This window comes from Stutzerimonas stutzeri, from assembly GCF_038561965.1.
GTDB classification, from domain to species: domain Bacteria; phylum Pseudomonadota; class Gammaproteobacteria; order Pseudomonadales; family Pseudomonadaceae; genus Stutzerimonas; species Stutzerimonas stutzeri_AA.
Genome location: NZ_CP139348.1, coordinates 3,364,899 through 3,388,972, shown reverse-complemented (window position 1 = coordinate 3,388,972; position 24,074 = coordinate 3,364,899). Strand labels below are relative to the sequence as shown.

Annotated in this window: 22 protein-coding genes; 7 read left to right on the top strand and 15 right to left on the bottom strand. The window is 61.8% G+C overall.

Going from position 1 to position 24,074, the window contains the following annotated elements; translation table 11 throughout:
• Window positions 1-45: 45 nt before the first annotated feature.
• A complete protein-coding gene (locus tag SM130_RS15380) occupies window positions 46-2,130 on the bottom strand; it encodes a carboxy terminal-processing peptidase (protein WP_102825170.1) in 2,085 nt (694 codons plus the stop codon).
• Window positions 2,131-2,304: 174 nt separating this feature from the next.
• On the opposite strand from SM130_RS15380, the gene SM130_RS15375 reads away from it, so the two are divergent.
• Window positions 2,305-3,267 carry an NAD(P)H-quinone oxidoreductase gene (locus tag SM130_RS15375; RefSeq protein ID WP_102825171.1) on the top strand — a complete coding sequence of 321 codons (963 nt, stop codon included), beginning with the start codon at window positions 2,305-2,307 and terminating at the stop codon, window positions 3,265-3,267.
• Between the two features lie 67 nt (window positions 3,268-3,334).
• On the opposite strand, the gene SM130_RS15370 is transcribed toward SM130_RS15375, so the two are convergent.
• The 6 genes from SM130_RS15370 to minC form a co-directional block, all read right to left on the bottom strand.
• On the bottom strand, window positions 3,335-4,624 hold the full coding sequence (locus SM130_RS15370) for a M18 family aminopeptidase (RefSeq protein WP_102825172.1): 1,290 nt from the start codon (window positions 4,622-4,624) through the stop codon (window positions 3,335-3,337).
• Between the two features lie 77 nt (window positions 4,625-4,701).
• A complete protein-coding gene (locus SM130_RS15365; RefSeq protein ID WP_181019256.1) occupies window positions 4,702-5,277 on the bottom strand; it encodes a class I SAM-dependent methyltransferase in 576 nt (191 codons plus the stop codon).
• Window positions 5,277-5,912 (bottom strand): RluA family pseudouridine synthase, encoded by a 636-nt coding sequence (locus SM130_RS15360; RefSeq protein ID WP_102825174.1) that lies wholly within the window; start codon window positions 5,910-5,912, stop codon window positions 5,277-5,279. Before SM130_RS15360 ends, SM130_RS15365 begins: the two co-directional genes overlap by 1 nt.
• Window positions 5,913-5,973: 61 nt before the next feature.
• Window positions 5,974-6,231 (bottom strand): cell division topological specificity factor MinE, encoded by a 258-nt coding sequence (minE, locus tag SM130_RS15355; RefSeq protein WP_102825175.1) that lies wholly within the window; start codon window positions 6,229-6,231, stop codon window positions 5,974-5,976.
• Window positions 6,228-7,043 carry a septum site-determining protein MinD gene (gene minD, locus SM130_RS15350; protein ID WP_102825176.1) on the bottom strand — a complete coding sequence of 272 codons (816 nt, stop codon included), beginning with the start codon at window positions 7,041-7,043 and terminating at the stop codon, window positions 6,228-6,230. The genes minE and minD overlap by 4 nt, the downstream gene beginning before the upstream one ends.
• Before the next feature lie 96 nt (window positions 7,044-7,139).
• A complete protein-coding gene (gene minC / locus SM130_RS15345; RefSeq protein ID WP_102825177.1) occupies window positions 7,140-7,865 on the bottom strand; it encodes a septum site-determining protein MinC in 726 nt (241 codons plus the stop codon).
• 159 nt (window positions 7,866-8,024) lie between these two features.
• On the opposite strand from minC, the gene SM130_RS15340 reads away from it, so the two are divergent.
• Entirely contained in the window at window positions 8,025-8,972 is a 948-nt protein-coding gene (locus tag SM130_RS15340) for a lipid A biosynthesis lauroyl acyltransferase (RefSeq protein WP_102825178.1), read from the top strand.
• Between the two features lie 151 nt (window positions 8,973-9,123).
• Here SM130_RS15340 and SM130_RS15335 read toward each other — a convergent pair whose 3' ends face one another.
• From SM130_RS15335 to SM130_RS15320, 4 genes are all read right to left on the bottom strand, one after another.
• Window positions 9,124-9,966, bottom strand: coding sequence for a pirin family protein (locus SM130_RS15335; protein ID WP_102825179.1), 843 nt, complete (start codon window positions 9,964-9,966; stop codon window positions 9,124-9,126).
• A gap of 92 nt (window positions 9,967-10,058) precedes the next feature.
• A complete protein-coding gene (locus SM130_RS15330) occupies window positions 10,059-10,814 on the bottom strand; it encodes an MlaA family lipoprotein (protein WP_102825180.1) in 756 nt (251 codons plus the stop codon).
• 4 nt (window positions 10,815-10,818) lie between these two features.
• The gene (locus tag SM130_RS15325) at window positions 10,819-12,111 is read right to left on the bottom strand and encodes a serine/threonine protein kinase (RefSeq protein WP_102825181.1); all 1,293 of its coding nucleotides are present in this window, start codon (window positions 12,109-12,111) and stop codon (window positions 10,819-10,821) included.
• Between the two features lie 215 nt (window positions 12,112-12,326).
• Window positions 12,327-12,551, bottom strand: coding sequence for a DUF2061 domain-containing protein (locus SM130_RS15320; protein WP_102825182.1), 225 nt, complete (start codon window positions 12,549-12,551; stop codon window positions 12,327-12,329).
• 277 nt (window positions 12,552-12,828) lie between these two features.
• On the opposite strand from SM130_RS15320, the gene SM130_RS15315 reads away from it, so the two are divergent.
• The 5 genes from SM130_RS15315 to SM130_RS15295 all read left to right on the top strand — a co-directional run bounded on the left by SM130_RS15315 (window position 12,829) and on the right by SM130_RS15295 (window position 17,646).
• Complete coding sequence (locus tag SM130_RS15315; protein WP_102825183.1) at window positions 12,829-13,143, top strand: DUF485 domain-containing protein; 315 nt, start codon at window positions 12,829-12,831, stop codon at window positions 13,141-13,143.
• Window positions 13,143-14,798, top strand: coding sequence for a cation acetate symporter (locus SM130_RS15310; protein WP_102825184.1), 1,656 nt, complete (start codon window positions 13,143-13,145; stop codon window positions 14,796-14,798). The genes SM130_RS15315 and SM130_RS15310 overlap by 1 nt, the downstream gene beginning before the upstream one ends.
• Before the next feature lie 238 nt (window positions 14,799-15,036).
• Window positions 15,037-15,846, top strand: a complete 810-nt coding sequence (locus SM130_RS15305; RefSeq protein WP_102825185.1) for an SDR family oxidoreductase — start codon at window positions 15,037-15,039, stop codon at window positions 15,844-15,846.
• A 127-nt stretch (window positions 15,847-15,973) separates the two neighbouring features.
• Window positions 15,974-17,104 carry a CynX/NimT family MFS transporter gene (locus SM130_RS15300; protein ID WP_102825186.1) on the top strand — a complete coding sequence of 377 codons (1,131 nt, stop codon included), beginning with the start codon at window positions 15,974-15,976 and terminating at the stop codon, window positions 17,102-17,104.
• A gap of 113 nt (window positions 17,105-17,217) precedes the next feature.
• Window positions 17,218-17,646: a hypothetical protein gene (locus tag SM130_RS15295; protein WP_102825187.1), complete on the top strand. Its 429-nt coding sequence runs from the start codon at window positions 17,218-17,220 to the stop codon at window positions 17,644-17,646.
• Between the two features lie 25 nt (window positions 17,647-17,671).
• Here the strand turns inward: SM130_RS15295 and SM130_RS15290 are convergent, their stop codons facing one another.
• From SM130_RS15290 to ngg, 4 genes are all read right to left on the bottom strand, one after another.
• Window positions 17,672-17,899 carry a YheU family protein gene (locus tag SM130_RS15290; protein WP_102825188.1) on the bottom strand — a complete coding sequence of 76 codons (228 nt, stop codon included), beginning with the start codon at window positions 17,897-17,899 and terminating at the stop codon, window positions 17,672-17,674.
• A 45-nt stretch (window positions 17,900-17,944) separates the two neighbouring features.
• Window positions 17,945-20,689 (bottom strand): hybrid sensor histidine kinase/response regulator, encoded by a 2,745-nt coding sequence (locus SM130_RS15285; protein WP_102825189.1) that lies wholly within the window; start codon window positions 20,687-20,689, stop codon window positions 17,945-17,947.
• 200 nt (window positions 20,690-20,889) lie between these two features.
• A complete protein-coding gene (locus SM130_RS15280; protein ID WP_102825190.1) occupies window positions 20,890-22,095 on the bottom strand; it encodes an osmoprotectant NAGGN system M42 family peptidase in 1,206 nt (401 codons plus the stop codon).
• 121 nt (window positions 22,096-22,216) lie between these two features.
• Window positions 22,217-23,956 (bottom strand): N-acetylglutaminylglutamine synthetase, encoded by a 1,740-nt coding sequence (gene ngg, locus SM130_RS15275; protein ID WP_102825191.1) that lies wholly within the window; start codon window positions 23,954-23,956, stop codon window positions 22,217-22,219.
• Window positions 23,957-24,074 lie beyond the last annotated feature (118 nt).

The following is a 24,074-nucleotide window of genomic DNA, read 5'->3' as shown; positions in this document are numbered from 1 at the left end:
GACGCAGTGATGTCATTTTGATGACATTGGGTGCGTTTTCTACTGTCAGTGCTTGGCCATTGCCGAGCTGAGCCCGAGATAATCCAGAAGGATACGGCCACTTTCGGAGAGGTACGCATCATCTTCTGGCTTGAGCTTATCCACTTCCTTATGCGGCGTGGTTTCGTCTTCCTTCTCCAGTTTGGCCAGTGGCTCATCGCCTTTGGCCAGACGCAGCGCGTTCTCCAGCGTCAGCTGGCGCTTTTCGATATCCGCCTGCTGAGCGCGGCGCTTATCTTCATTAAGGCTGACGGTGGTGTCGTGCATCAGTTCCTGAGCAAGCGCGAGCCGGTCGCGGGTGAACACAAAGTCCGGGTTCTCACCAGTGCGTGCCTCATGGCGAGCTTTGAGCTCAGCAAGGAACGGCTTGAACGGGTTCATATCCGGATTGATGGCGGCGCGAATGCTGTCCCACGGTAAGGCCTCGGGAAGGGCGCTTTCGCCAATTTCCTTAGTATCGACATCCGCCGGGTAGGTGATATCGGGAATTACGCCCTGATGCTGCGTGCTCTGCCCTGATACACGGTAGAACTTCGCCAGCGTAAGTTTCAGCTCGCCATGGTTGAGTGGCTGGATGGTCTGCACGGTGCCTTTGCCGAAGGTCTGGCCGCCGAGAATCAGCGCGCGGTGATAATCCTGCATGGCGCCAGCGAAGATCTCCGACGCGGATGCCGACAGGCGATTGACCAGAACGGCCAGCGGCCCTTTGTAATAGACGCCGGTCTGCTCGTCGGCGAGCACATCCACGCGGCCATCGCTGTTGCGCACGAGTACGGTCGGGCCCTGGTCAATGAATAGGCCGGTGAGCTCGGTAGCTTCCTGCAACGAGCCGCCGCCATTGTTGCGCAGGTCGATGACCACACCGTCGACTTTCTCGGCCTCCAGTTCGGAGAGCAGTTTCTTCACGTCGCGAGTGGTGCTCTTGTAGTTCTGATCGCCGGCACGCAGTGCCTTGAAGTCAAGGTAAAACGCAGGGATCTCGATCACGCCGAGCTTGAAGCTCTGACCTTGATGCTCCAGGTCCAGCACCGACTTCTTCGCTGCCTGTTCCTCCAGCTTCACTGCTTCGCGAGTAATGGCAACGACCTTGCTGTTCTGATCATTCGGCGCATTGCTCGCCGGGATGACTTCCAGGCGGACGACGGAGCCTTTCGGGCCGCGGATGAGTTTGACCACTTCATCCAGACGCCAGCCAATGACGTCGACCATTTCGTCGTTGGCCTGGCCAACCCCGACGATTTTGTCTGCTGGCGCCAGTTGCTTGCTCTTCTCGGCGGGGCCTGCCGGAACAAGGCGCACGATTTTGACGTGCTCGTTGTCACTCTGCAGCACCGCGCCGATGCCTTCGAGCGACAGGCTCATGTTGATGTCGAAGTTCTCCGCGTTGTCCGGAGACAGATACTGTGTGTGCGGATCGTAGGACTGGGCGAACGCGTTGATGTAGGTCTGGAACACATCCTCGCCGCGCGTCTGGTTCAGGCGTGCCAGCTGATTCTTGTAACGCTTGGTCAGCAGTTCCTCGATGGCTTCGGGCTCCTTGCCGGCGAGCTTCAGACGCAGTACTTCGTCCTTGACGCGTTTACGCCACAGGTCGTCGAGTTCGGCCATATTCTTGGCCCATGCGGCTTTTTCGCGATCGACCAGAAGTTCTTCATCGATGGTGAAATCGAAGCTGCCGACGCCTTTGCCGAGCAGGCCCAGCGCGTAGTTGAGGCGATTCTGCAACCGTTCCAGGTGGCGCTTGTAGATGGCAAAGCCTGGCTCGAGATTGCCTCCTTTGAGGAAATCGTCGAACTGGTTGCGCCACTTGCCGAACTCTTCGAGGTCGGATGCCAGGAAGTAGCTGCGCGAAGGGTCGAGCATCTGGATATAGCTGTCGAAGATCTTCGCCGAGCGCGCGTCGTTCAACGGAGGCTTGTTGTAGTGATGGCGCTTGAGCAACTCGACGACATTGAGGCTGGCGATCACCTGGTCTCGATCGGGTTGCAGGTAGTCCCAGCTCTCCGGCGTGCTGACGGCTTTGGCCATCGCCAGGGAGGCGTTAAGTCCGAAAAGGACGGCGAGAATGGTGCAGGTCAGCGTACGTTTCATGGCTTGGGGGCGACGTAAGGCTAGGGAATAACGCATATTAGGCCATCTAAAGTAGGCGCCGGTTCGGTTTTCCGTCCGGCGGTGGAAAGCACAAGCCCGATGGTAAAGGTGGTCAAAGAAGGCCAGCGAGCGATCAGTTGGGTGGGCAAAGATAGGAACCACTATGGAGGCAGCATGAAGGCATTGCAAGGTATCGAGGGGCATCTGGATTGGGCCGAACGACCGGCTCCGGTATGCGCGGAAGGCGAAGTCCGTATCCGTGTTGCCGCCGCAGGGCTGAACCGTGCGGACCTGCTGCAACGTGCCGGGCATTATCCACCGCCTGTGGGTGTGACCAACATCCTGGGCCTGGAATGCGCAGGTGTGGTTGCCGAGGTAAATGGTCGTAGCCGCTGGAAGGTGGGGGATCGGGTATGCACTCTGCTGGCTGGCGGCGGCATGGCTGAAGAGGTAGTGGTCGATGCCCGCCACGCACTGCCGGTTCCTGAGGGGTTGTCGCTACATGAGGCTGCGGTGATCCCTGAGGTTTATGCCACGGCCTGGCTGAATCTCTATCGGCTTGGCGCGTTGTTGGCCGGCGACAAGGTGCTCCTGCATGCCGGTGCCAGCGGCGTCGGTTCGGCGGCGATCCAGCTGTGTAAGGCGTTCGGCAATCCCTGTTGGGTCAGTGTCGGTTCGGCAGAGCGGTTGGCCTACTGCGAAGCGTTGGGTGCGCAGGGTGGAGTGCTGCGTGGCGACTCGCTAGAGGCGCTGCGAGATTTCGCTCCGTTCGACATGATCCTCGATCCCGTTGGTGCCAAGTACGCGGCGCTTAACACGCAGCTGCTGGCGATGGACGGACGCTGGGTGATGATTGGTCTGATGGGCGGCCGCAAAGCCGAGATGGATCTGGGCGGACTGCTGGCCAAGCGCATCCAGCTGATCGGCTCTACGTTGCGCAGTCGTGATGCCGACTACAAGGCGGGGCTGCTGGCGGAAATGGAGGAGAAGGTCTGGCCGCTATTTGCCCAGGGCAAGCTTTCGCCGCGCCTGGAGCAGACGTTCGCCATCGCAGATGTAGAGGCCGCATTCGCCGCGCTCGCTAGCAACACTGTTTCAGGGAAGGTGGCGCTGGTGATCGATAGCGCGCTTTCCTGATCAGCGCGCCATTGGTCGATTGATCAACGCGCGATGAGCAGGGGGCCTGCTCGTCGCGTGATCCAGCTCAGGGCAGCTGGCTGCTGTTATAGAAGGCGGTCAGTACCTTGACCAGATGCGCCAGATCCTGGCTTCCGGCTAGCTCTCGAATCGAATGCATGGCGAAGGTCGGCAGGCCGATATCGACTGTGCGCACACCCAACTGGCTTGCCGTGATCGGGCCGATGGTCGAGCCGCAGCCCATATCGCTGCGGGTGACGAAGCTTTGCACCGGCACTTCGTTCTCCAGACAGAGATGGCGGAAATATCCCGCGGTTTCGCTGTTGGTGGCGTAGCGCTGATTGTTATTGACCTTGATTACCGGGCCAGCATTGAGCTTGGGGCCGTGGTTGCCGTCGTGCTTGTCGGGATAGTTGGGGTGCACGGCATGGGCGTTGTCGGCAGAGATCAGCAGGGAATGGCTGATGGTGCGCTGGAAGTCATCTTCATCCGGCAGCAGGCGGCGCAGCACCTGCTCAAGGAAAGGGCCGTCAGCGCCGCATAGCGAAGTGGAGCCGACTTCCTCGTGGTCGGTGCAGACCAACACACAGCTATGCTCGGGATCGGCGTTCAGCAAGGCCTGCAACCCGGCGAAGCACGAGAGCAGGTTGTCCAGGCGCGCACCGGCGATAAAGTCGCCATGCAGACCAATGACCGCGGCAGCTTGGGTATCGAAGAAGCTCAGTTCGAAGTCCAGTACCACATCGGCTACCAGACCATGCTCACGCCCGAGCTGATCGGCCAGCAGTGCGCGGAAATCTGGGCTTTCCTGGCTGGCGATCTGCGCAAGGATCGGCGGTAGCTCGTTCTGGGCGTTGATCGCCCAGCCCTGATTGGCTTCCCGGTTCAGGTGGATCGCCAGGTTCGGTACCGTCGCGATCGGCACCTTGAAGTTGATCAGCTGGCTTTCGATACGGCCATCTCGGCTATAGGTGACGCGCCCGGCCAGGGACAAGTCGCGGTCGAACCAGGGGGCAAGCAGCGCACCGCCATACACCTCCACGCCGAGTTGCCAGAAGCCCTGGCGCTGCAGTTCCGGTTGCGGCTTTACCCGCAGGCATGGGCTGTCGGTATGAGCACCAACCAAGCGAAGCCCGTGCTCGACGAGCGGCTTGCTGCCCAATTGGAAGGCAATGATTGCCGAGTCGTTACGGGTGACGTAATAACGCCCGCCGGCCTCGGTATGCCAAACCTCTCGCTCGTCCAGCGCGCGGTAGCCTGCGGCTTGCAGCGCCTGGGCAAGGTTTTCGGTGGCATGGAACGGGGTAGGGGATGCCTGCAGATATTCAATCAGGCCTTGGTTGAGAGCTTTGCGCATTTCGGACTCCGGACTGCCAGGTCACGAAGTCTATCCCATCGCAATGCGCCGCTGCAGTGCCCCACTGAACGGAATACTCAGCTGCGGCGGGCAATGACTTCGAACAGGTGCCAGTGTTTGCTTCGACCGATCGCGGTCTTGCCGTCGAATTCGAATTCGTTGAGCTCCAGCAGCGCCCAGCTTTCGAACTGTCGCAACAGCTGCTCATGACTGTGGATGGTGGTGTGATCCTTGGCCGCCCAGCTATCGCGCGGACCGAAGAAATGGCCGGCGAATAAGCCACCCTTGTTCAGGCATTCGGTTATCCGCGCCCAGCAGTCAGTGAAGGCCTCTGGCTTGCAGAATGGCAGCGCGAAGCTTGCGTTTGCCAGATCGACCGCAGGCAGCGGTGTGTTGTCTTCGAAAGGCTGGCACAACGTTGTGAGTGTGCCGGCCATGCTGGAGTCAGCCTGCACGCAGAGGGCATCCAGCGCATCGACGGACTGGTCGAGCGCAACGACCTCCCATCCAGCACGCAGCAGGGCGAGGCTGTCACGCCCTGCGCCACAACCCAAATCCAGCGCTTTGCTGGCAGGTCCGCACCACAGATCGAGCGCTTTTCGCAGGCTGGGGTGCTCTGGTGCGCCCTTAGTGGCGTCGAGAAAGCGGTCCATCAAAACGGTGCCGGGCACTCGAAACACAGGCGCTCACCGGTCTGCGGATGGGTCAGGGTTAACATGCTGGCATGCAGGCACAGGCGTTCATGAGCCTGCAGGGCTTGCTCGTGGGCGTACAAGCGATCGCCGAGCAGCGGATGCCCGATCGACAGCATATGGACTCGCAATTGGTGGGAGCGCCCGGTGATTGGCGTCAGCTCGATGCGGCTGAAATCGCCACAGCGTTCGAGTACACGCCAGAACGTCAGCGCATGCTTGCCCAGTTCGTGGTCGACCACGTGGCGCGGTTTGGTCGGCGGGTCGTAACGCAGTGGCAGATCGATGCTGCCGCTGTCCTGTTCGGGCTGGCCCCAGCACAGCGCGGTGTAGGCCTTTTCCGTTTCGCGATCATGAAACTGGCGGGACAGTTCGCGGTGCGAATCGGCGTCGCGGGCGAGCACGATAAGCCCGGAGGTTTCCCAATCCAGGCGATGCACGATGCGGGCTTCGGGGTACCCGTTTTCCTGCAGACGGGTCACCAGGCAGTCACGGTTGTCTTCGGCGCGGCCTGGGACGGAAAGCAGCAGGGTCGGCTTGTTGATCAACAGCAGGGCGGCGTCCTGGTGGACGATCTCGATAGCGCTAAGAGGCATTCGCTTTTCCACAAACGAAGACGGCGACCCGTGGGCCGCCGTTTCTGTACGCCGGTGTCGCTCAGCGATCCGGCAGGGTGATATTGAGTTCTAGAATCGAGCAGCTGCCCTGATCTTCAAGTGCGACCTGGACCTGATCGCTGTCGATGTTGACGTACTTGCGGATCACCTCGACCAGTTCCTTCTGCAGGGCCGGCAGGTAATCCGGCTCGGTGCGCTGTCCACGTTCATGGGCAACGATTATCTGCAGGCGCTCTTTAGCGATCGCGGCTGGGGTTTCCTTCTTCTTGCGTTCACGGAAGAAGTCTAAGAGGTTCATTCGCGGCCTCCGAAAAGTCGTTGCAGGAAGCCTGGCTTCTTGACGTCGAGGAAGCGGTGCACGACTTCCTTGCCAAGCAGGCGGTCGACGGCGTCGCTATAGGCCTGACCAGCATCGCTCTGGTCATCGAGGATCACCGGGATGCCCTGGTTGGACGCCTTCAGCACCGCCTGCGATTCTGGGATCACGCCGAGCAGGCGGATGGAAAGGATTTCCTCGACGTCTTCGACGCCGAGCATTTCGCCCTTGGTAACGCGCTCGGGGTTGTAGCGGGTCAGCAACAGATGTTCCTTGATCGGTTCCTCGCCGCCTTCGGCGCGGCGCGACTTGCTCGCCAGTAGGCCCAGCATGCGGTCGGAGTCACGTACCGAGGACACTTCTGGGTTGGTCACGACGATCGCCTCGTCGGCGAAATACATGGCCAGGTGCGCGCCCTTCTCGATACCGGCCGGCGAGTCGCAGATAACGTACTCGAAGTTCTTGGCCAGTTCTTCGATGACCTTGCCTACGCCCTCTTGAGTCAGCGCGTCCTTGTCGCGGGTCTGGCTGGCAGCCAGCACGAAAAGGTTCTCCAGGCGCTTGTCTTTGATCAGGGCCTGGGTCAGGGATGCGTCGCCATTGATGACATTGACGAAGTCATAAACCACCCGGCGCTCGCAGCCCATGATCAAGTCGAGGTTCCGCAGACCTACGTCGAAATCGACGATGACGGTCTTGTGGCCGCGCAGAGCGAGGCCGGTGCCGATGGCGGCGCTGGTGGTGGTTTTACCAACGCCACCTTTGCCGGAAGTGACTACGATGATCTTGGCCAAGGTGATTCACCCTAAAAATTGAAAAAATCGGGACCTTCCGCCGGTTTCAGCGTCGGGATTGCCCGTTTGGTCCTTGAAAATTGGCGGCAGTATCCGTTAAAGGCGGGTGATGTTCAACACGTCGCCAGAGAGGCTGATCTGCACCGCTTCAGCCCAGAGAGGTTCGCGTCGCAGGTCCTCGGCGACCTTGTACTGACCGGCGATGGATACCATTTCGGCCGCGAGCTGCTGACAAAAAATCCGCGCGGTGGTGTCGCCCTTGATACCAGCCAGAGCGCGACCGCGAAGTGGGCCGTAGACATGGATGTTGCCATCGGCGAGAAGTTCCGCGCCGGGGCTCACGGGAGCAAGAACGATAAGGTCGCCCCCTTGCGCATAGACCTGCTGACCGCCGCGGATGGGCGTGGTGACGACGCGGGTTGGGCGATAGACCGGCTCGGCAGGCTTCGGCGGGGTTTTCGAACCCAGGTCCACCTGGCGTTCGCGCGCGCCGGAAGGTGGCAACACGGGGAGATCGAGCACCGCTGCCGCTTCTAGATGCACAGGTTCGCTGGCTCGCAGCGCTAGGGTGCGCAGGCGATGCTTGCGGCACAGGCTGACCAGCGCGGCGATATCGATTTCGCGGGCCGACTCCGGCAGCTTGTCCAGTGCTAGCACCAGCGGTGTGTTGTTGAAGAAGTCCGGTGCCTGCTCGACCTTGGCCGCGAGTTGCTCGTCGAGGCGCTCGATATCATTGCTGGCAAGTTCCAGCACAGTGATGGCGAGCATGCTGCCCTTGAGCTGGAAGGCTGGGGACTGATCGGTGAGGTCGGCTTGGCTCATGGTCTGTCTGCTGCGGTAAATGGCGAGGACTTATAGCGGGGAGCGCCGCTGCCTGCAACCCGGCCGACGGCCTGCGGAACGAACACCACCACGTCGAGGCTCGGTCAATGCGGGCTTTTGCCGCTAGAATGCGTCGCTTCATCGGTTGTCGAGCTATTCATGGACCGTCCTCAGTTTCGTGCGTACTTCCTGCACCCGCGCTTCTGGCCGCTATGGCTGGGCTTGGGCCTGCTCTGGCTGCTGGTGCAGTTGCCCTATCCGCTGTTGTTGAAAATGGGGCGCGGTCTTGGCGCGCTTATGTTCTGTTTCGCCAGTTCGCGGCGCTACATCGCCCGGCGCAACCTGGAGCTGTGCTTTCCTGAGCTCAGCCAGGAACAACGCGAACGTCTGCTACGTGAGAACTTTGCCTCTAACGGCATCGCCTTCTTCGAGATGGCCATGAGCTGGTGGTGGCCGCAGGCACGGCTACAGCGCCTGGCTCGGATCGAGGGTCTCGAGCATCTGCAGCAGGCCCAAGCCGCAGGGCGGGGGGTAATTCTGATGGCGCTGCATTTCACCACGCTGGAGATCGGTGCGGCGCTGCTCAGTCAGCGACATACCATCGACGGCATGTATCGCGAGCACAAGAATCCGGTTTTCGACTTCGTCCAGCGCCGCGGGCGCGAGCGGCATAACCGCGACGCCAGCGCAATCGAGCGCGAGGACGTGCGCGCCATGCTCAAGGTACTGCGCGCCGGGCGCGCGATCTGGTACGCACCGGATCAGGACTACGGGCGCAAGCAGAGTCTGTTCGTGCCGCTATTCGGCATTCAGGCCGCGACGGTCACCGCCACCACCAAATTTGCCCGGTTGGGCAGGGCGCAGGTTGTGCCGTTCACTCAGGAGCGCCTGGCGGACGGCTCGGGGTATCGCCTGGTGATCCATCCACCACTTGACGATTTTCCCGGCGCAAGTGAAGAGGCTGATTGCCTGCGGATCAATCAGTGGATTGAGGAGGCAGTCAGCGCATTGCCGGAGCAGTATCTGTGGGCGCATCGCCGCTTCAAGACACGACCCGCAGGTGAGCGCAGCCTGTATAAGACGAGAAAGAAAAAGTCGGCTATGTAGTGGCCGTGGGCTGAATCCGGCCTATCGCTCTGCAGTACAACAGGGTTATTGGCCGAGCTTTAGCGCTGCTGCCGGTGTTCGTATCTGGTGGGCTGAAGCCCACCGTACGGCTGCGTCAGGTCAGTGGTTTGCGTTGATCCAAGAGCGCGGCTCAAGCCAGCGTCCCATCGCGAAAATCTCGCAATGCCTGCTCTATCTCCTCACGACTGTTCATCACGAATGGGCCGTACTGCACGATGGGTTCTCTCAGCGGCCGGCCGGCCAGCAGTATCAGTCGCGTGCCGGGCTCGCTATGCAACCGCAGCTCGCCCTGTTCCGACAGGCGCACCAGCTGGCCTTTGCCGACCGGCCGATCGCCGACCTGCAGCTCTCCCTCGTAGATGTACAGCAGTAACAGGTGCCCGTCCGGAATTTGCGGAGACAAAGTGCTGCCTGCTGGCAAATGCAGATCAAACAGATAGGGCTCGGTATCCGGTCTTTGCATGATGCCTTGTTGCTCGACGTTGCCCACCTTCAATGTTCCGGCAATGATTTTGGCCTGCGCGCCGCCTTCGAAGCTCAGCTGCGGGATTTCTGCGGGTGCGAAGTCTCGGTAGTCTGGGTCACCGAGCTTGGCGTGGGCGGGCAGGTTCAGCCACAGCTGGAAGCCGCGCATGCTGCCTTCCTGCTGTTCCGGCATCTCGCTGTGGATTACGCCACGCGCCGCAGTCATCCATTGCACGCCGCCGCTTTCCAGCAACCCGACATTGCCCATGTGGTCCTCGTGGCGCATGCGCCCTTCGAGCATGTAGGTGATGGTTTCGAAGCCGCGGTGCGGGTGTGGCGGAAACCCGGCGATGTACTCGTCCGGGTCGTTCGAACCGAACTCATCGAGCATCAAAAACGGGTCGAACCGCTCTGGTGCAGCCCCGCCGAAGACCCGGGTCAGGCTGACGCCGGCGCCATCGGAGGTGGGCCGGCCGGTGGTGATGGAAAGAATTTCCCGTTGGGACATGATCGATGCCTCCTGGTTGAATGAGCCAAGGATAGGCGGGCTGCTTCGATCAATGGTTGCGTATTATCGCTCTAATCAATCTTCTTTTTAGATTATTCTTCGACTAGCAGCTCCCGCGCGCGGCTGTAGACGTAGCGAACCTTTTCGTACTCGAAAGGCGAATTGAGCTGACCATAGCGAAAGCTGGTGACGTGCCGCGCGTTGATGGCACGCAGCGCCGTGAGGCTCAGTTCTCCGCCGGTGGTCTCGGAGTACTGCAGAAATTCCACCTGCCGTTCGATGGCGAAATCGGCCACGCGGCCGGTGGCGTCGCGCAGATTCGACGGGCCAAGGGCAGGCAGGATCAGATACGGTCCCTGGGGAACGCCCCAATAGCCAAGCGTCTGGCCGAAGTCTTCGCTCTGGCGCGGTAGACCCATACGGGTCGCCGGGTCCCAGACGCCGCCGACGCCGAGAATGGTATTGAACAGAAAGCGCGCCGTCGCGTTTGCTGCACGCTGGCCTTTGAACTGCGCGAGGCTGTTGAACAACGTCGGTACTTCACCCAGGTTGCTGAAGAAGTTGCTAACCCCGGTGCGCACGGGCTGCGGCGTGACGTAGCGATAGCCGCGCACCACCGGCAACATGACCCACTGATCGAGCCGGTAGTTGAAATGGTAAATGCGTCGGTTGACCGGCTCGAACGGGTCGTACACGTCCAGTGCCTGGAAAGTGGCGCGCTCGAATTCGCGTTGGTCCAGCCCTGGGTTGAACTCGAGATTGCGCAGCGGATGGGTAAAGCCATCCTCATCGACCGTTGGTGTATCAGCGAAGGCCAAGCCACTGGCCAGGAGTAACGGCAGCAGCATTCCTTTAGCCACGGAAGAACTCCAGCATATGTTGAGCATTGACACGATAGCTGAGGTTGCCGCAGTGGCCGCCTCGCGGATAGAGAGTCAGGCGATCACCGAAGGTGCGGCGCAAAAAGCCGATATCCCCACTGCCGAGAATGACGTCATCGGCGTTGTGCATGACGGCGATCTTCGGGCTCTGGCGCAGGTAGTCTTCGAGTGCATACAGGCTGACCTGCTGGATCAGCTGCGTCAGGCTGCCGCCGTCGGACTGTGCGCGCCACATCGGTATCACCTGTTCGGTGATGTAGCAGTCGAAGCTGCATAACAGGGCGCGCTTGAAAAACGGTTCCAGGCGAGTGCCCTGATCGATCGGATAATCCTGCGGTGTGATCAACCCGCGGCGGTTGATCAGATCAGAGGTGAACGTGATATCGGCAGCGGAGAAACGGAAAACCGAGCCGATCAACATTGCCATCTGCTCGTCGCTGAGCTTGAGCGTCGACTGCTGGAAGTCATAGAGCATGGCTTCGTCGAGGTCGATGTAGCCCTTCTGCTGATAGTAGCGGGTGAGCTTTTCGAGGATTACTTCGTAAAACGTGGTGTTGTCGTTGATTCCCTCGACCCGGGTCTGTACCAGCTTGTCGAGGTTGCCGACCGAGGTGTATAGGTTGACCGGCGGGTTCAGCAGCAGGACGCGTTTGAAGTTGAAGCTACGCCGCGTTTCGTCCAGATGGCTGACGAACGCCGCATTCAGCGCACCGAGACTGTAGCCGGTGAGGTGGTATTCGGTCACTTGCAGCTTGTGCTGTTGCGCGCGAACGGCCTGCATGACCCGGTACAGGTCCTTGGCGTCGTCGCTGCTGATGCCGGGCGTTGCATAGCGCGAGGCCGCGGACATGAAGTCGTAACTGGTTGGCGAGGATAGCTGAACCACGTGATAGCCAGCGCCGTAGAACAGGCGTTTCAGCGCTTCGGTCTTGCCTGCGGAATAGCTTGCTCCCGTCCCGGAGATGATGAACATCAGCGGTGCTGGGCCGCGCTGGCGGGCCAGTCGATAGCGCAGCTTTTTCACCGGCCAGAAGTTGTCCGGCAGGGTGAACTCTCGCTCCGGACGCAAGCGCAAGCTGTAATCGGACTGGTCGATAGCGTCATCGCTCGGCACGTCTGCACGCAGCTCCGCTGGCGTACCTGCGATCGTGGCTTCGAACGGGTTGGCCAGGGGATAGCCGTATTCCTCGACGCTGAGGTCGGCGGCGTGGACCGGTGCAACGGCCACGACGAAAAAGGCGAACAGGCGCAACAACAGCTGCATGGTACTTCTCCATAACAGGCCGTTCGCGGCCCGTAGCGAGGCGGCAGCGCTTGGCGTGCCGCCCGTTCCAATCAGAACTGAATCAGCTCGCACACTGCAAGCCAACATCACTATGGCAGCACCGCTGCTGATTCGATCCCTGTTTATGCATGGAAATGACGACGACTCGACAGATGCTGTCGAGCCGGTGCAGGTCAATCCTGCCTGATCTGGCGTCACGCCTGGTGGTGCAGCCAGGCGTGCTTCGGGATGGCCTGTGCGCGTTCAGGTATGCGTTCAAAACGCTGCCAGACCTTTTCATGGAAGTAGAAGCCAACCGAATTGCACAGCGGTTCGACAGTTGCTACCAGCCCGCCGATGGCGATGCTGCCAGTCAGTGCATAGGTGACTGAAAAGGCGATGCAGAAATGCATCAGGGTGAACGTCACGGTCTTGAGCATGGCACGCCTCCTTGTCTGATCGAGAACTATTCTCAGTTCGTACAGTCTGGCCGAGGCGTGGCAATGTCGGAAATCAACGTTTTGCATGTGCGACATAGCGCCACACTATTTATGTTTGGAATTGTTGCAAAGCCCCGGATCGCGTGACGTGAAGGCTCTACGACGGTCGTTTCAGAGATTCGCATTGAGACCAAAGTCGGGTGGTGTTCGGATTACCCGAGCCTAAAGTAGCCGCCCTGCTCCCACCAGGGGGTAGTGACCGTGGAGACAGATTCCAATGAACAACGAAAATGTTTACCGGCAGATCTATGCCAACCCGCGTTTCCAAGAGCTGGTTGCCAAGCGCGGGCGTTTCGCCTGGCTGCTGTCGGCCGTCATGCTCGGCGCCTACCTGGCGTTCATCCTGCTGATCGCTTTCGAGCCGCAGGTTCTCGGCATTCCGCTTTCTGCGGGTACCGTCACCACCTGGGGCATCCCGGTGGGCGTTGGTGTGATCTTCATGGCCTTCATCCTGACCGGTGTCTATGTGCAGCGTGCCAACGGTGAGTTCGATCGCATCACCCAGGAAATCCTCAACGAGGCACAGCAATAATGATCCTGCGTTTTCTGACGGCTGCCTTACTGCTGGCAGTCTCGCCTGCGCTCCTTGCCGACGCCATTACCGGCGAGGTCGAGAAGCAGGCCACCAACTACACCGCCATCATCATGTTCGTGGTGTTCATCGCATTCACCATGGGCATCACCAAGTGGGCGGCGAAGCGCAACACGTCCACCGCCGACTACTACACCGCTGGAGGCAGCATCACCGGTTTCCAGAACGGCTTGGCGATCGCTGGTGACTTCATGTCGGCCGCGTCCTTCCTCGGCATTTCTGCGCTGGTCTACACCAGTGGCTACGACGGTCTGATCTATTCCATCGGCTTCCTCGTCGGCTGGCCAATCATTCTCTTCCTGATGGCTGAGCGCTTGCGCAACCTGGGCAAGTTCACCTTCTCCGACGTGGCGTCATACCGCCTCGGTCAGACGCAGATTCGTCTGCTCTCGGCATTCGGCTCGCTGATCGTGGTGGCCTTCTACCTGATCGCGCAGATGGTCGGCGCCGGCAAGCTGATCCAGTTGCTGTTCGGTCTGGACTACTACGTCGCGGTGGTGCTGGTCGGCGTGCTGATGGTGATGTACGTGCTGTTCGGCGGCATGCTGGCGACCACCTGGGTGCAGATCATCAAGGCAGTCCTGCTGCTGTCGGGTGCGAGCTTCATGGCCGTCATGGTGATGAAGAGCGTCGGCTTCGACTTCGGTAGCCTGTTCGCCGAAGCGGTGAAGATCCATGAGAAGGGCGCGCAGATCATGAGCCCCGGCGGCCTGGTATCCGACCCGATCTCGGCGATCTCGCTCGGTCTGGCGCTGATGTTCGGGACCGCTGGGCTGCCGCATATCCTGATGCGCTTCTTCACCGTGTCCGACGCCAAGGAAGCGCGCAAGAGCGTGTTCTACGCCACCGGCTTCATCGGCTACTTCTATATCCTGACCTTTATCATCGGCTTCGGCGCGATCCTGCTGGTCAGCACCAACCCGGAGTTCAAGGACGTCACTGGCGCTATCGTCGGCGGCACCAACATGGTCGCCATCCACCTGGCCAGCGCCGTGGGCGGCAACCTGTTCCTTGGCTTCATCTCGGCGGTTGCCTTCGCCACCATCCTCGCCGTTGTGGCGGGGCTGACGCTGGCTGGTGCGTCGGCTGTTTCCCATGACCTTTATGCCTGCGTGATCAAGCAGGGCAAGGCACGGGAAGAGGACGAGATGCGTGTGACCAAGCTGACCACCCTGACCCTGGGCGTGGTGGCGATTCTGCTGGGTATCATCTTCGAGAAGCAGAACATCGCATTCATGGTCGGCCTGGCGTTCTCCATCGCTGCCAGCTGTAACTTCCCGGTGCTGTTCCTTTCCATGTACTGGAAAGGGCTGAGCACTCGTGGTGCGCTGCTCGGCGGCTCGCTGGGGCTGTTCACCGCGCTGCTGCTGACCATCATCAGCCCGACCGTATGGGTCGACGTATTCGGCTTCGCCGAGGCGATCTTCCCCTACAAGTATCCGGCGCTGTTCTCGATGACTGCAGCCTTCACCGGCATCTGGTTCTTTTCGGTCACCGATAAGTCCAAGCGGGCCGGCGAGGAGCGTGAGCGCTTCTTCGCCCAGTTCGTCCGTTCGCAGACCGGCCTGGGAGCCACCGGTGCCGTCGCGCACTGATCCGGTCGCCGGAAATAAAAAGGGCAGCCCTCGGGCTGCCCTTTTTATTCGTGGCGCAGACAATTCGTGAGGCTGCAACAAGCCCATGCTGCCGCCATATTGCCTGCCCGGAACCGCGCGGTCAGCCCCATGAGGCGCGGGTTTGCCAAGGGCATTCATCAGTCTGATGGATGCCGGTCCGTACCCTGGCATTCGCTAGACTCGCTGCCACTACCGAACAACAAAAGGCAGCAGAACAATGCACAACCGCATGATGATTACCGGTGCCGGCTCCGGACTCGGTCGCGAGATTGCCCTGCGCTGGGCGCGTGACGGCTGGCAGCTGGCGCTTTCCGATGTCAATGAAGGCGGCTTGGCGGAAACCCTGAAGCTGGTCCGCGAAGCGGGCGGTGACGGCTTCACGATGCGCTGCGACGTGCGTGACTACAGCCAGCTGATCGCCTTCGCCCAGGCCTGCGAGGAGAAGCTCGGCGGCATCGACGTCGTGGTTAACAATGCCGGCGTGGCCTCTGGCGGCTTCTTCGACGAGCTGTCGCTGGAAGACTGGGAATGGCAGATCGCGATCAACCTGATGGGCGTGGTCAAGGGCTGCAAGGCGTTCCTGCCGCTGGTGCAGAAGAGCAAGGGCAAGATCATCAACATCGCCTCGATGGCGGCACTGATGCAGGCGCCGGGCATGAGCAACTACAACGTGGCGAAGGCTGGCGTGGTGGCGCTTTCGGAGAGCCTGCTGGTGGAGCTGCGCCAGGTCGAAGTCGGTGTGCACGTGGTTTGCCCGTCGTTCTTCCAGACCAATCTGCTGGACTCGTTCCGTGGCCCGACGCCGAACGTGAAAGCGCAGATCGGCAAGCTGCTGGAGTCCTCGCCGATCAGCGCGGCAGATATCGCCGACTACATTCACCAGCAGGTCGCCAAGGGCGAATTCATGATCCTGCCGCACGATGAGGGCCGCATGGCCTGGAAGGTCAAGCAGCAGAATCCGCAGGCGATCTACGACGAAATGGCCCTGCTGGCCGAGAAGAAGCGCGCCAAGAGCAAGGCTCTCTGAGGTGGCCGGCCGCCTCGGCGGCCGGTGCGGTTGCTTCAGGGGAGGGTGGGGAGTAGGGTTGCCTGTCCGGCTTTTTTTGCCGTAACCCTATGGATCGCTTGTGAAATTCCCCTCCCGCGGACTGTTGATGCTGGCCCTGGTGCTGGCTGCGATCAACCTGCGTCCTGGCATTACTTCCTTCGCTCCGCTGATCGAACGCATCGCCGAAGAACTCTCGCTATCCCGTGGGCTGATCAGCCTGACCACCGCCTTGCCGGTTCTGCTGATGGGCCTGCTGGCGCCATTGGCGCCGCGGCTGGCCGTGCGCTTCGGGCTTGAGCGCAGCATTGCGATGTGTCTCGGTCTGATCGGTGCGGCGTTGCTGCTGCGGTTGTTCGGCCATAGCGCAGCACTGCTGATCGCTACCGCCGGACTGGTCGGTGCGGGGATCGCCGTTGCCGGGCCGCTGTTGTCCGGCTTTATCAAACGTTACTTCCTCGAACGCATGGGCCAGACGGCGGCGTGGTATTCGCTGAGCATGGCGGTCGGCGGCACCCTCGGGGTAGTGGTGACAGCACCGGCCACCGAAGCGATGGGGCAGGAGTGGACGCGTGGTCTCGCGCTATGGGCGTTGCCGGCACTGGCAGCATTGCTGATCTGGTTGCGGCTGCCCAACCAGCCGGAAACCGCCAGCGACAGTCGTGCCGGGCTGCCCTGGACGGAACCGCGGGCCTGGCTGCTGAGCATTTATTTCGCCCTGCAGGCCGGGTTGTTCTATGCGTTGGCTACCTGGTTGGTGGCGCGTTATCACGAGGTTGGTTACAGCCTGCTGCAAAGCAATGCGTTCTTCAGCGCCTTCATGCTCATCGGCCTGCCCAGTGCTTTTGCCATGCCGTGGCTGGCGCAGCGGCTGGGCAACCGGCATCGGATCATGGCGGCCTGCGGTGTGCTGGCGACGCTATGTCTGGCGCTGATCGCCTTGGCGCCGAACTGGCAGCCGCTGCTGGTCTGCATGCTGCTCGGTGTCGCGCTCAACGGTACCTTTTCCCTGGCGCTGATCTCGCCGATGTACGAAGCCAGCACGCCGCTGGCGGTCAGCCGGCTCACCGCGATGATGCTCTGCACCGGCTACTGCCTTGCCTGCCTGACGCCGGTGCTCGCCGGACTCGGGCGCGACCTGGCGGGTGACTACCGTATGCCGTTCCTGGTACTGACGAGCATGGCTGCGTGCATGTCGCTACTGGCGATGCGCTTGCGGCCTCGACACACGGGCGGCTAAAACGCTCAGGCTGTGGCCTGTTTCACCACTTCCCAAGCCGCGGGTGACCCGCCCGCCGGGCTGTGCTAGAAAGCTCGCCGTTGTGTCCCGTCCCCGCGTTTCCGGAGTTTCGAGTGGAGTCTGAGTCCATCGTCTATGGCTGCATCCGTGACTGGCCTTCCGCCGACCCCGAGCAGTGCCGTCAACGACGGGCGAACAACCTCGCTGCGGTCCAGGCGCTGCCGCAGGGCGAAGCCTGGCCCTTCATCGGACGCGAGATGTTTTCCTTCTGTCGTAACGAGGAACTGGGCCTTTATCAGACCCAGGTCATCCACTTCGGCGCCAGCTACCGCGCGGTGGAATACGAGTGGACGCTCTGGGTCCAGCGCTTCGAGGAGCTGCTCAAGCAGCTGTACTGGACCAGCGCCGTGGTGCACCTGGAAACCGAACTCAACGGCACGCACACCTTTCGCTGGCAGACCGATGCGGGCAGCCACAGTCCGCAACAGAGCGACCTGCGCATGCGCTGTGCCTGGGAGCGGGAAAGCGGCCTGTTTGGCTGATTGAATCTGACGCCTGCCGACGCGCTCAGCCCAGCCACTCGCGCGGCACGTCGCGTCTGAGTGCCAGCTGGCATTGCTGACTGTCGGCATCGAACACGATCACCGCTTCACCCTTGTCCAGTGCTCGGCGTACCCGTGTCACGCGGGTTTCAAGCGGGGTTTCATCGCCGTTGTCAGTGCCGTCGCGGGTGACGAAATCTTCAATGAGGCGGGTCAGGGTGTCCGGTTCAAGCTGGTCGTGGGGTATGAGCATGGGACTTCTTCGGATGGGCCGGGCATGGCGCGGAGCTGGCGCAACCTAGCTCGCGCCGCTCTGCAGATAGCTGTCCAGGCAAGCATACAGTTGCCGGCTTTCCAGCGGTTTGCCGATGAACTCGTCCATTCCGGATTCCAGGCCACGCTGGCGATGTTCGGCCAGCACATGCGCAGTCACGGCGATGATCGGTACGGCCTGCAATTGCTGGTCCGCCTCCAGCTTGCGTATCTGCCGGCTGGCCTCGAATCCGTCCAGCTCCGGCATTTCGCAATCCATCAGAATCAATTGCACGGCGTTCGGGTCGCGGCGGTAGAGGTCCACGGCCTGACGTCCATTGTCGGCGAGCTGCACGGCATAGCCGCGTTTTTTCAGCAGGCCACGAACCACCATCTGATTCACCGGATTGTCCTCGGCCACGAGAATGCAGGGTTCGCTTTGCAGCGGCGCACTCGAGGCCTTGTCGGTTTCGGCCAATGGAGCGGGCTCGTGTTCGTAGAGCGCCTGCAACGCCTCGCGCAGCGGGGCGCTCTGCAGCGGTAGCGCCAGGCTAATCAGGCGCAGATCAGGCGTCAGCGGCGGCGGTTTGTGAATCGGCGAGTAGAGCATGAGCACCCGCTGATTCGCCTCGAGATGCGGCCGCAGGCGTTCCAACCACTGGCTTGGGCTGCCTGGCCATGGCGCCAGTAACACCAGCAGCGGTGGGGCGGTGAAATCGGCGAGATAGTCCGGTAGGCGATCCGGTATCAGGCAACGTTCGGTGCGCATGCCCCAGCGCCGCAGCAGATGGCTGAGTGCCTCCAGGCCCTGGGCGTCTTGCGAGGCGAGCAGGGCGGGGCGGCCTGCCAGCAGCTGGGTCAGTGGGTCTTCCACGTCGGTGGCGGTTTGCAGGGGGATTTCGAAGCAGAAACGGCTGCCGCGGCCCGGGGCGCTCTGCACCTCGATGTGGCCGTTCATCATTTCCACCAGCTCTTTGCTGATCGCCAGACCGAGCCCGCTGCCGCCGTAACGCCGGGTGGTGCTCGAGTCGCCCTGGGAGAATGATTCGAAGAGCTGCGCTAGCACTTCCTGACGCATGCCGATGCCACTGTCGCTGACGCAGAACACCAGCCGCGGTCCGCCATCCGGCGTCTGGCGACAGGACACCTCAAGCACTACGTGGCCGTGTTCGGTGAACTTCAGCGCATTGCTCAGCAGGTTCATGAGGATCTGCTTGAGACGCGTCGGGTCGCCGCGGATGCGCCGCGGCACGCCGGGTTCCAGGCCAACGTGCAGGCTCAGCTGCTTTTCCAGCGCCTGGGCGGTGAACAGTCTGATGGTTTCGGAGATCAGAATTTCCAGGTCGAAGTCGATGTCTTCCAGGCTCAGCTTGCCGGAGCCTATCCGCGCGTAGTCGAGGATGTCGTTGATCACCGCCATCAGCGAATTGCCGGAGCTGGAAATGGTGTCCAGATAGAACTGCTGGCTGCGGTCTAGCGGCGTTTCACGCAGCAGTTGCAGCATGCCGAGCACGCCGTTCAGCGGTGTGCGGATCTCATGGCTCATCTTGGCCAGGAAACGGCTCTTGGCCTCGTTCTCGCTGGCGGCCCGCTCGGCGGCTTCACGCGAACGGTAACCTTCTTCCTTGAGCAGGTTGATACGGTCGGCCAGACCAATGGACAGGGTGATCAGCTCGAACGCGACGCTGGCCTTGACCACCCCAGCGCCATACAGACCGAATAGCTCGACACCTAGCGAACCGGCAGTGACAAGAATGAATGACGCCAGCAGCACGCCCCAGGCGAGCGTGTAGTAAACCCCGTAGCGCACGCCGCGGCGCCAGACGAAGGCGCCAGTCACCAGCAGGCCGATGGAGGCGATGATTACCGTCACGCTGGCAAGAATGCTCCAGGTCTGCACATCCAGCAGCAGACCGGAAATCATGCTGCCCAGTGCCACCAGCAATGTGCAACGCAGTACCAGGTCGAGCCGCGGAAACAGCTCGCGGGTATGCAGGAAGTGCCGGCTGAACTGGATGGCGATCAGGCAGTGACTGAACATCAGGACGTAGATGCCAAGCGCCACCAGCCCGCCGTCATCTTGCAGCCACTTGACCAGCAGGCCGTCGAAGGAGAGCGCGAACAGGCCAACATTGAGGGTGTAGACCAGATACCAGAAATACGCCGGCTCGCGCAGGGAAACGAAGAGGAACAGGTTGTAGCAGAACATCGCGAACAGCACGCCGTAGAACGCGCCGCTCAGGCCGCTCAGTTCCTGCTCCTCGGCTGCACTGGTGTTGTAGCTACTGAAATACAGCGGCACGTAAAGCGTACTGGTGGTCTTGATCCGCAGCAGCAGGGTGGTGTCGCCCGGAGGTAGCTCGACGGGAAACCAGAAGTTACTGACTTTGACCGGCCGCTCCGAGAACGGATAGAGATCGCCGGTCAGCTGGCGGCTGATGCTGCCGTCGGGGTACTGCAAGAACAGCTCGATATGGTCGAGCAGTGGATAGTTGATCTCGACGAAGCCGCCCAGTGGCTCGGCGAGACGGTTCGTCAGGCTGGCGCGCAGCCACCAGGTCGAGCTGTTCTTGCCTTCGTTGACGTGCCCGCCCTTGACCGCCTGAAAGCGTTCCGATGGCAGCGCCATGACCTCGTCGGCGCTCAGCTCTCCGTTCGGATCTTCCAGGTAGCGAGTACCCACGCCCAGCGACTGGCGCGAATCAATTGAATCGACCACCACAGGCATGAATGCCCAGGCTTGAAGCGATAGGCAAAACAGCAGCAGAGCCAGGCATGAACGCGGCAACATGTTTCGATCCGGAAGGGTGCGCAGCCCTGTGGCAGGGCTGCACATATTAGTAGAGCGGTGTGACGGAACCGAATCCTTGGGGCTCTACATGGCGCCTTCAGAGTGCCGCACGTCCTTGTCCGGTTAACTTTGCCGAGTTACGCGCAAAGCGGCAAGCGCCGCCTTCATCAAGCGGGCAGCTTGTCTCGCAATGCGTTGCCTCAGCTGTCGCGCTCCTGCGGATGATGCTGGCGGCCGATCAGGGTATCGACCGGTGGCACGCGGGTATCGTTCTCCATCTGCGCGTCGTGCTCCAGTTGATGGCTGAAACGTTCCAGCGAGTCCTTCCCATGCGGCGCATCGCTGGCGAAGACCGGCTGGCTGAGCATGTAGCCGCAGAGCAGACTACTCATGGCGGCGAGACTGTCGATATGGGTGCGCTCGTAGCCGTGGGTCGCATCGCAGCCGAATGCTACCAGCGCGGTGCGTATGTCGTGTCCGGCCTCGACGGCCGACTGGGCATCACTGTGGTAATAGCGGAAAAGGTCGCGGCGCACCGGAATCTCGTGCTCGCCGGCAAGCTTGAGCAGATGGCGCGAGAGATGGAAGTCGTAGGGCCCGCCGGAATCCTGCATCGCCACCGTAACGGCATGTTCGCTGGACGCCTGGCCCTTGGCGGCCGGGGCGATGTCGATCCCGACGAACTCACTGACATCCCAAGGCAGCGCGCCCGCTGCGCCGGAACCGGTTTCCTCGGTGATGGTGAACAGCGGGTGCACGTCGATGGGCGGCTCGCGGCCACTTTCGACGATAGCCTTGAGGGCGGCGAGCAGGGCGGCGACGCCTGCCTTGTCATCCAGGTGTCGGGCACTGATGTAGCCACTCTCGGTGAATTCCGGCATCGGATCGAAGGCGACGAAGTCACCGACGTTCACCCCCAACGCGCAGGTTTCGTTGCGGCTGTAGGTGTAGGCATCCAGGCGCAGCTCGACGTGGTCCCAGCTGACCGGGGCCTCATCTACCGCGGTATTGAAGGCATGCCCCGAGGCCAGCAGCGGCAGCACGCTGCCGCGGATCACGCCGGTGTCGGTGAAGACGCTGACGCGACTGCCCTCGGCGAAGCGGCTCGACCAGCAGCCAACGGGTGCGAGGCCGAGGCGGCCGGTGTCGTGAATCTCGCGCACGATGGCGCCAATGGTGTCCAAGTGTGCAGCCACGGCCCGGTCCGGACTGTAGCGCCGGCCTTTGAGGGTGGCGCGAATGGTGCCGCGGCGGGTCAGCTCGAAGGGGATGCCCAGCTCGGTCAGCCGCTCGGCGACATAGCGCACGATGGTATCGGTGAAGCCGGTTGGGCTCGGAATGGCGAGCATTTCCAGCAACACGCGTTGCATGTAGTTGAGGTCGGGTTCGGGTAGTTTTGCAGTCATGGGAGCTCCTGTTGACGGCGGCTTCTTCAGCCGCCGGATGGAGTGAATATCGGAGAGCGTGACCCGCGCGATAGCGGCGAACAGATCGCCGCGGCCCGGTCAGCGCCGGGGCGCGTCAGGCTCAGCCTGCGGTACTGAGCGGGAACAGCAGATCGATGAAGCGTTCCGCCGTCGGTTGCGGCTGATGGTTGGCCAGCCCGACGCGCTCGTTAGCTTCGATGAACACGTATTCCGGCCGGTCCGGTGACGGCACCAGCAGGTCCAGCCCGACCACCGGGATATCCAGCGCTCGGGCGGCCCTCACGGCTGCGTCGATCAGCTCGGGATGCAGCTGCGCCGTGACGTCTTCCAGCGTGCCGCCGGTATGCAGGTTGGCGGTGCGGCGTACTGACAGGCGCTGGCCGTCGGGCAAGACACTGTCGAAATCGAAACCGGCATCACGCAGGCAACGCTGGGTTTCCTCGTCCAGGGGAATGGAGCTTTCGCCTCCGGTTGCGGCCTGCCGACGGCGGCTCTGCTTCTCGATCAGCGAGCCGATGCTGGTGCGGCCGTCGCCAATGACCTCTGCCGGCCGGCGTATCGCCGCGGCGACCACCTCGAAGCCGATGACTACGATGCGCAGATCGGAGCCTGGGTGAAAACTCTCCAGCAGCACGCGACTGTCGAACTGGCGGGCGCGCTGGATGGCCTCTTCCACTTCGCCGGCGTCGCGCAGGTCAACCGCGACGCCCATGCCCTGTTCGCCGTCCACCGGCTTGACCACCACACTGCCGTGCTCGGCAAGGAAGGCTGCGTTGTCGGCCGGACTGCCTGCCAACCGTTGCGCCGGCAGGCAAATGCCTGCATGGGAGAGGGTGCGGTGAGTCAGACGCTTGTCCTGGCAGAGCGTCATGCTCACGGCCGACGTCAGGTCGGACAGCGATTCCCGGCAGCGTACGCGGCGCCCGCCCTGGGTCAGAGTGAACAGCCCAGCTTCGGCATCGTTGACCTCGATCTCGATGCCGCGGCGGCGGGCTTCGTCGACGATGATCTTGGCGTAGGGGTTGAGCTTCGCTTCCGGCCCTGGGCCAAGAAACAGCGGTTGATTGAAGCTGTTCTTGCGCTTGACGGTGAAGGTTTGCAGATCGCGGAAGCCGAGCTTTGCGTATAGCGCCTTGGCCTGCTGGTTGTCGTGCAGCACCGACAGGTCAAGGTAGGCCAGCCCGCGGCCCATGTAGTGTTCGATCAGGTGGCGCACCAGCGCTTCACCGACACCGGGTCGCGCGCAGCTGGGCGACACGGCGAGGCACCAGAGGCTCGAGCCGTGCTCAGGATCATGAAAGGCGCGATGGTGATCGATACCCATGACGCTGCCGATGATCTGTCCCGACGTTTCGTCCTCGGCCAGCCAGTACACCGGGCCGCCTTGTTCGCGCGGCGTGCAGCGCTCCGGGTCGACCGGCATCATGCCGCGAGACTGGTACAGACCATTGATAGCCTGCCAGTCCGTCTCGTTCTGCGCGCGGCGCACGCAAAAACCACGGAAACGTTTCTGCGAGGGGCGGTAGTCGCTGAACCAGATGCGCAGGGTATCGGAGGGGTCGAGGAAGAGTTGCTGCGGTGCATAGGAGAGCACCTGATGCGGTGCGGCTACATACAGCGCGATGTCGCGCTCACCGGCCTGCTCGTTGAGCAGCTCGGCGGCGATCTGCGCGGGGTCCGAATAGGTGTGGCCAACCAGGATTCGCCCCCACCCGCAGTGCAGGATCACCGGGCCGCAGGGCTCTTCCTGACCGTCCTCGGCGAAGCGTGCCTGCAGCCTCTGGTAGGTCGGTGACTGTCCGCGCAACAGACGCTGGCCGTAGGCTTGGGACTTCTGCATGGTGCGTTCCTTTGATGCTAAGTCACGAACCGGCGCGCGGTGGGGCAAGTGGTTGCCCCCGTGGCGCGTGGCAACCGCAGCCGTTCGTGAGCGGGTTATCGGGGCCGTCGCGGTCTGG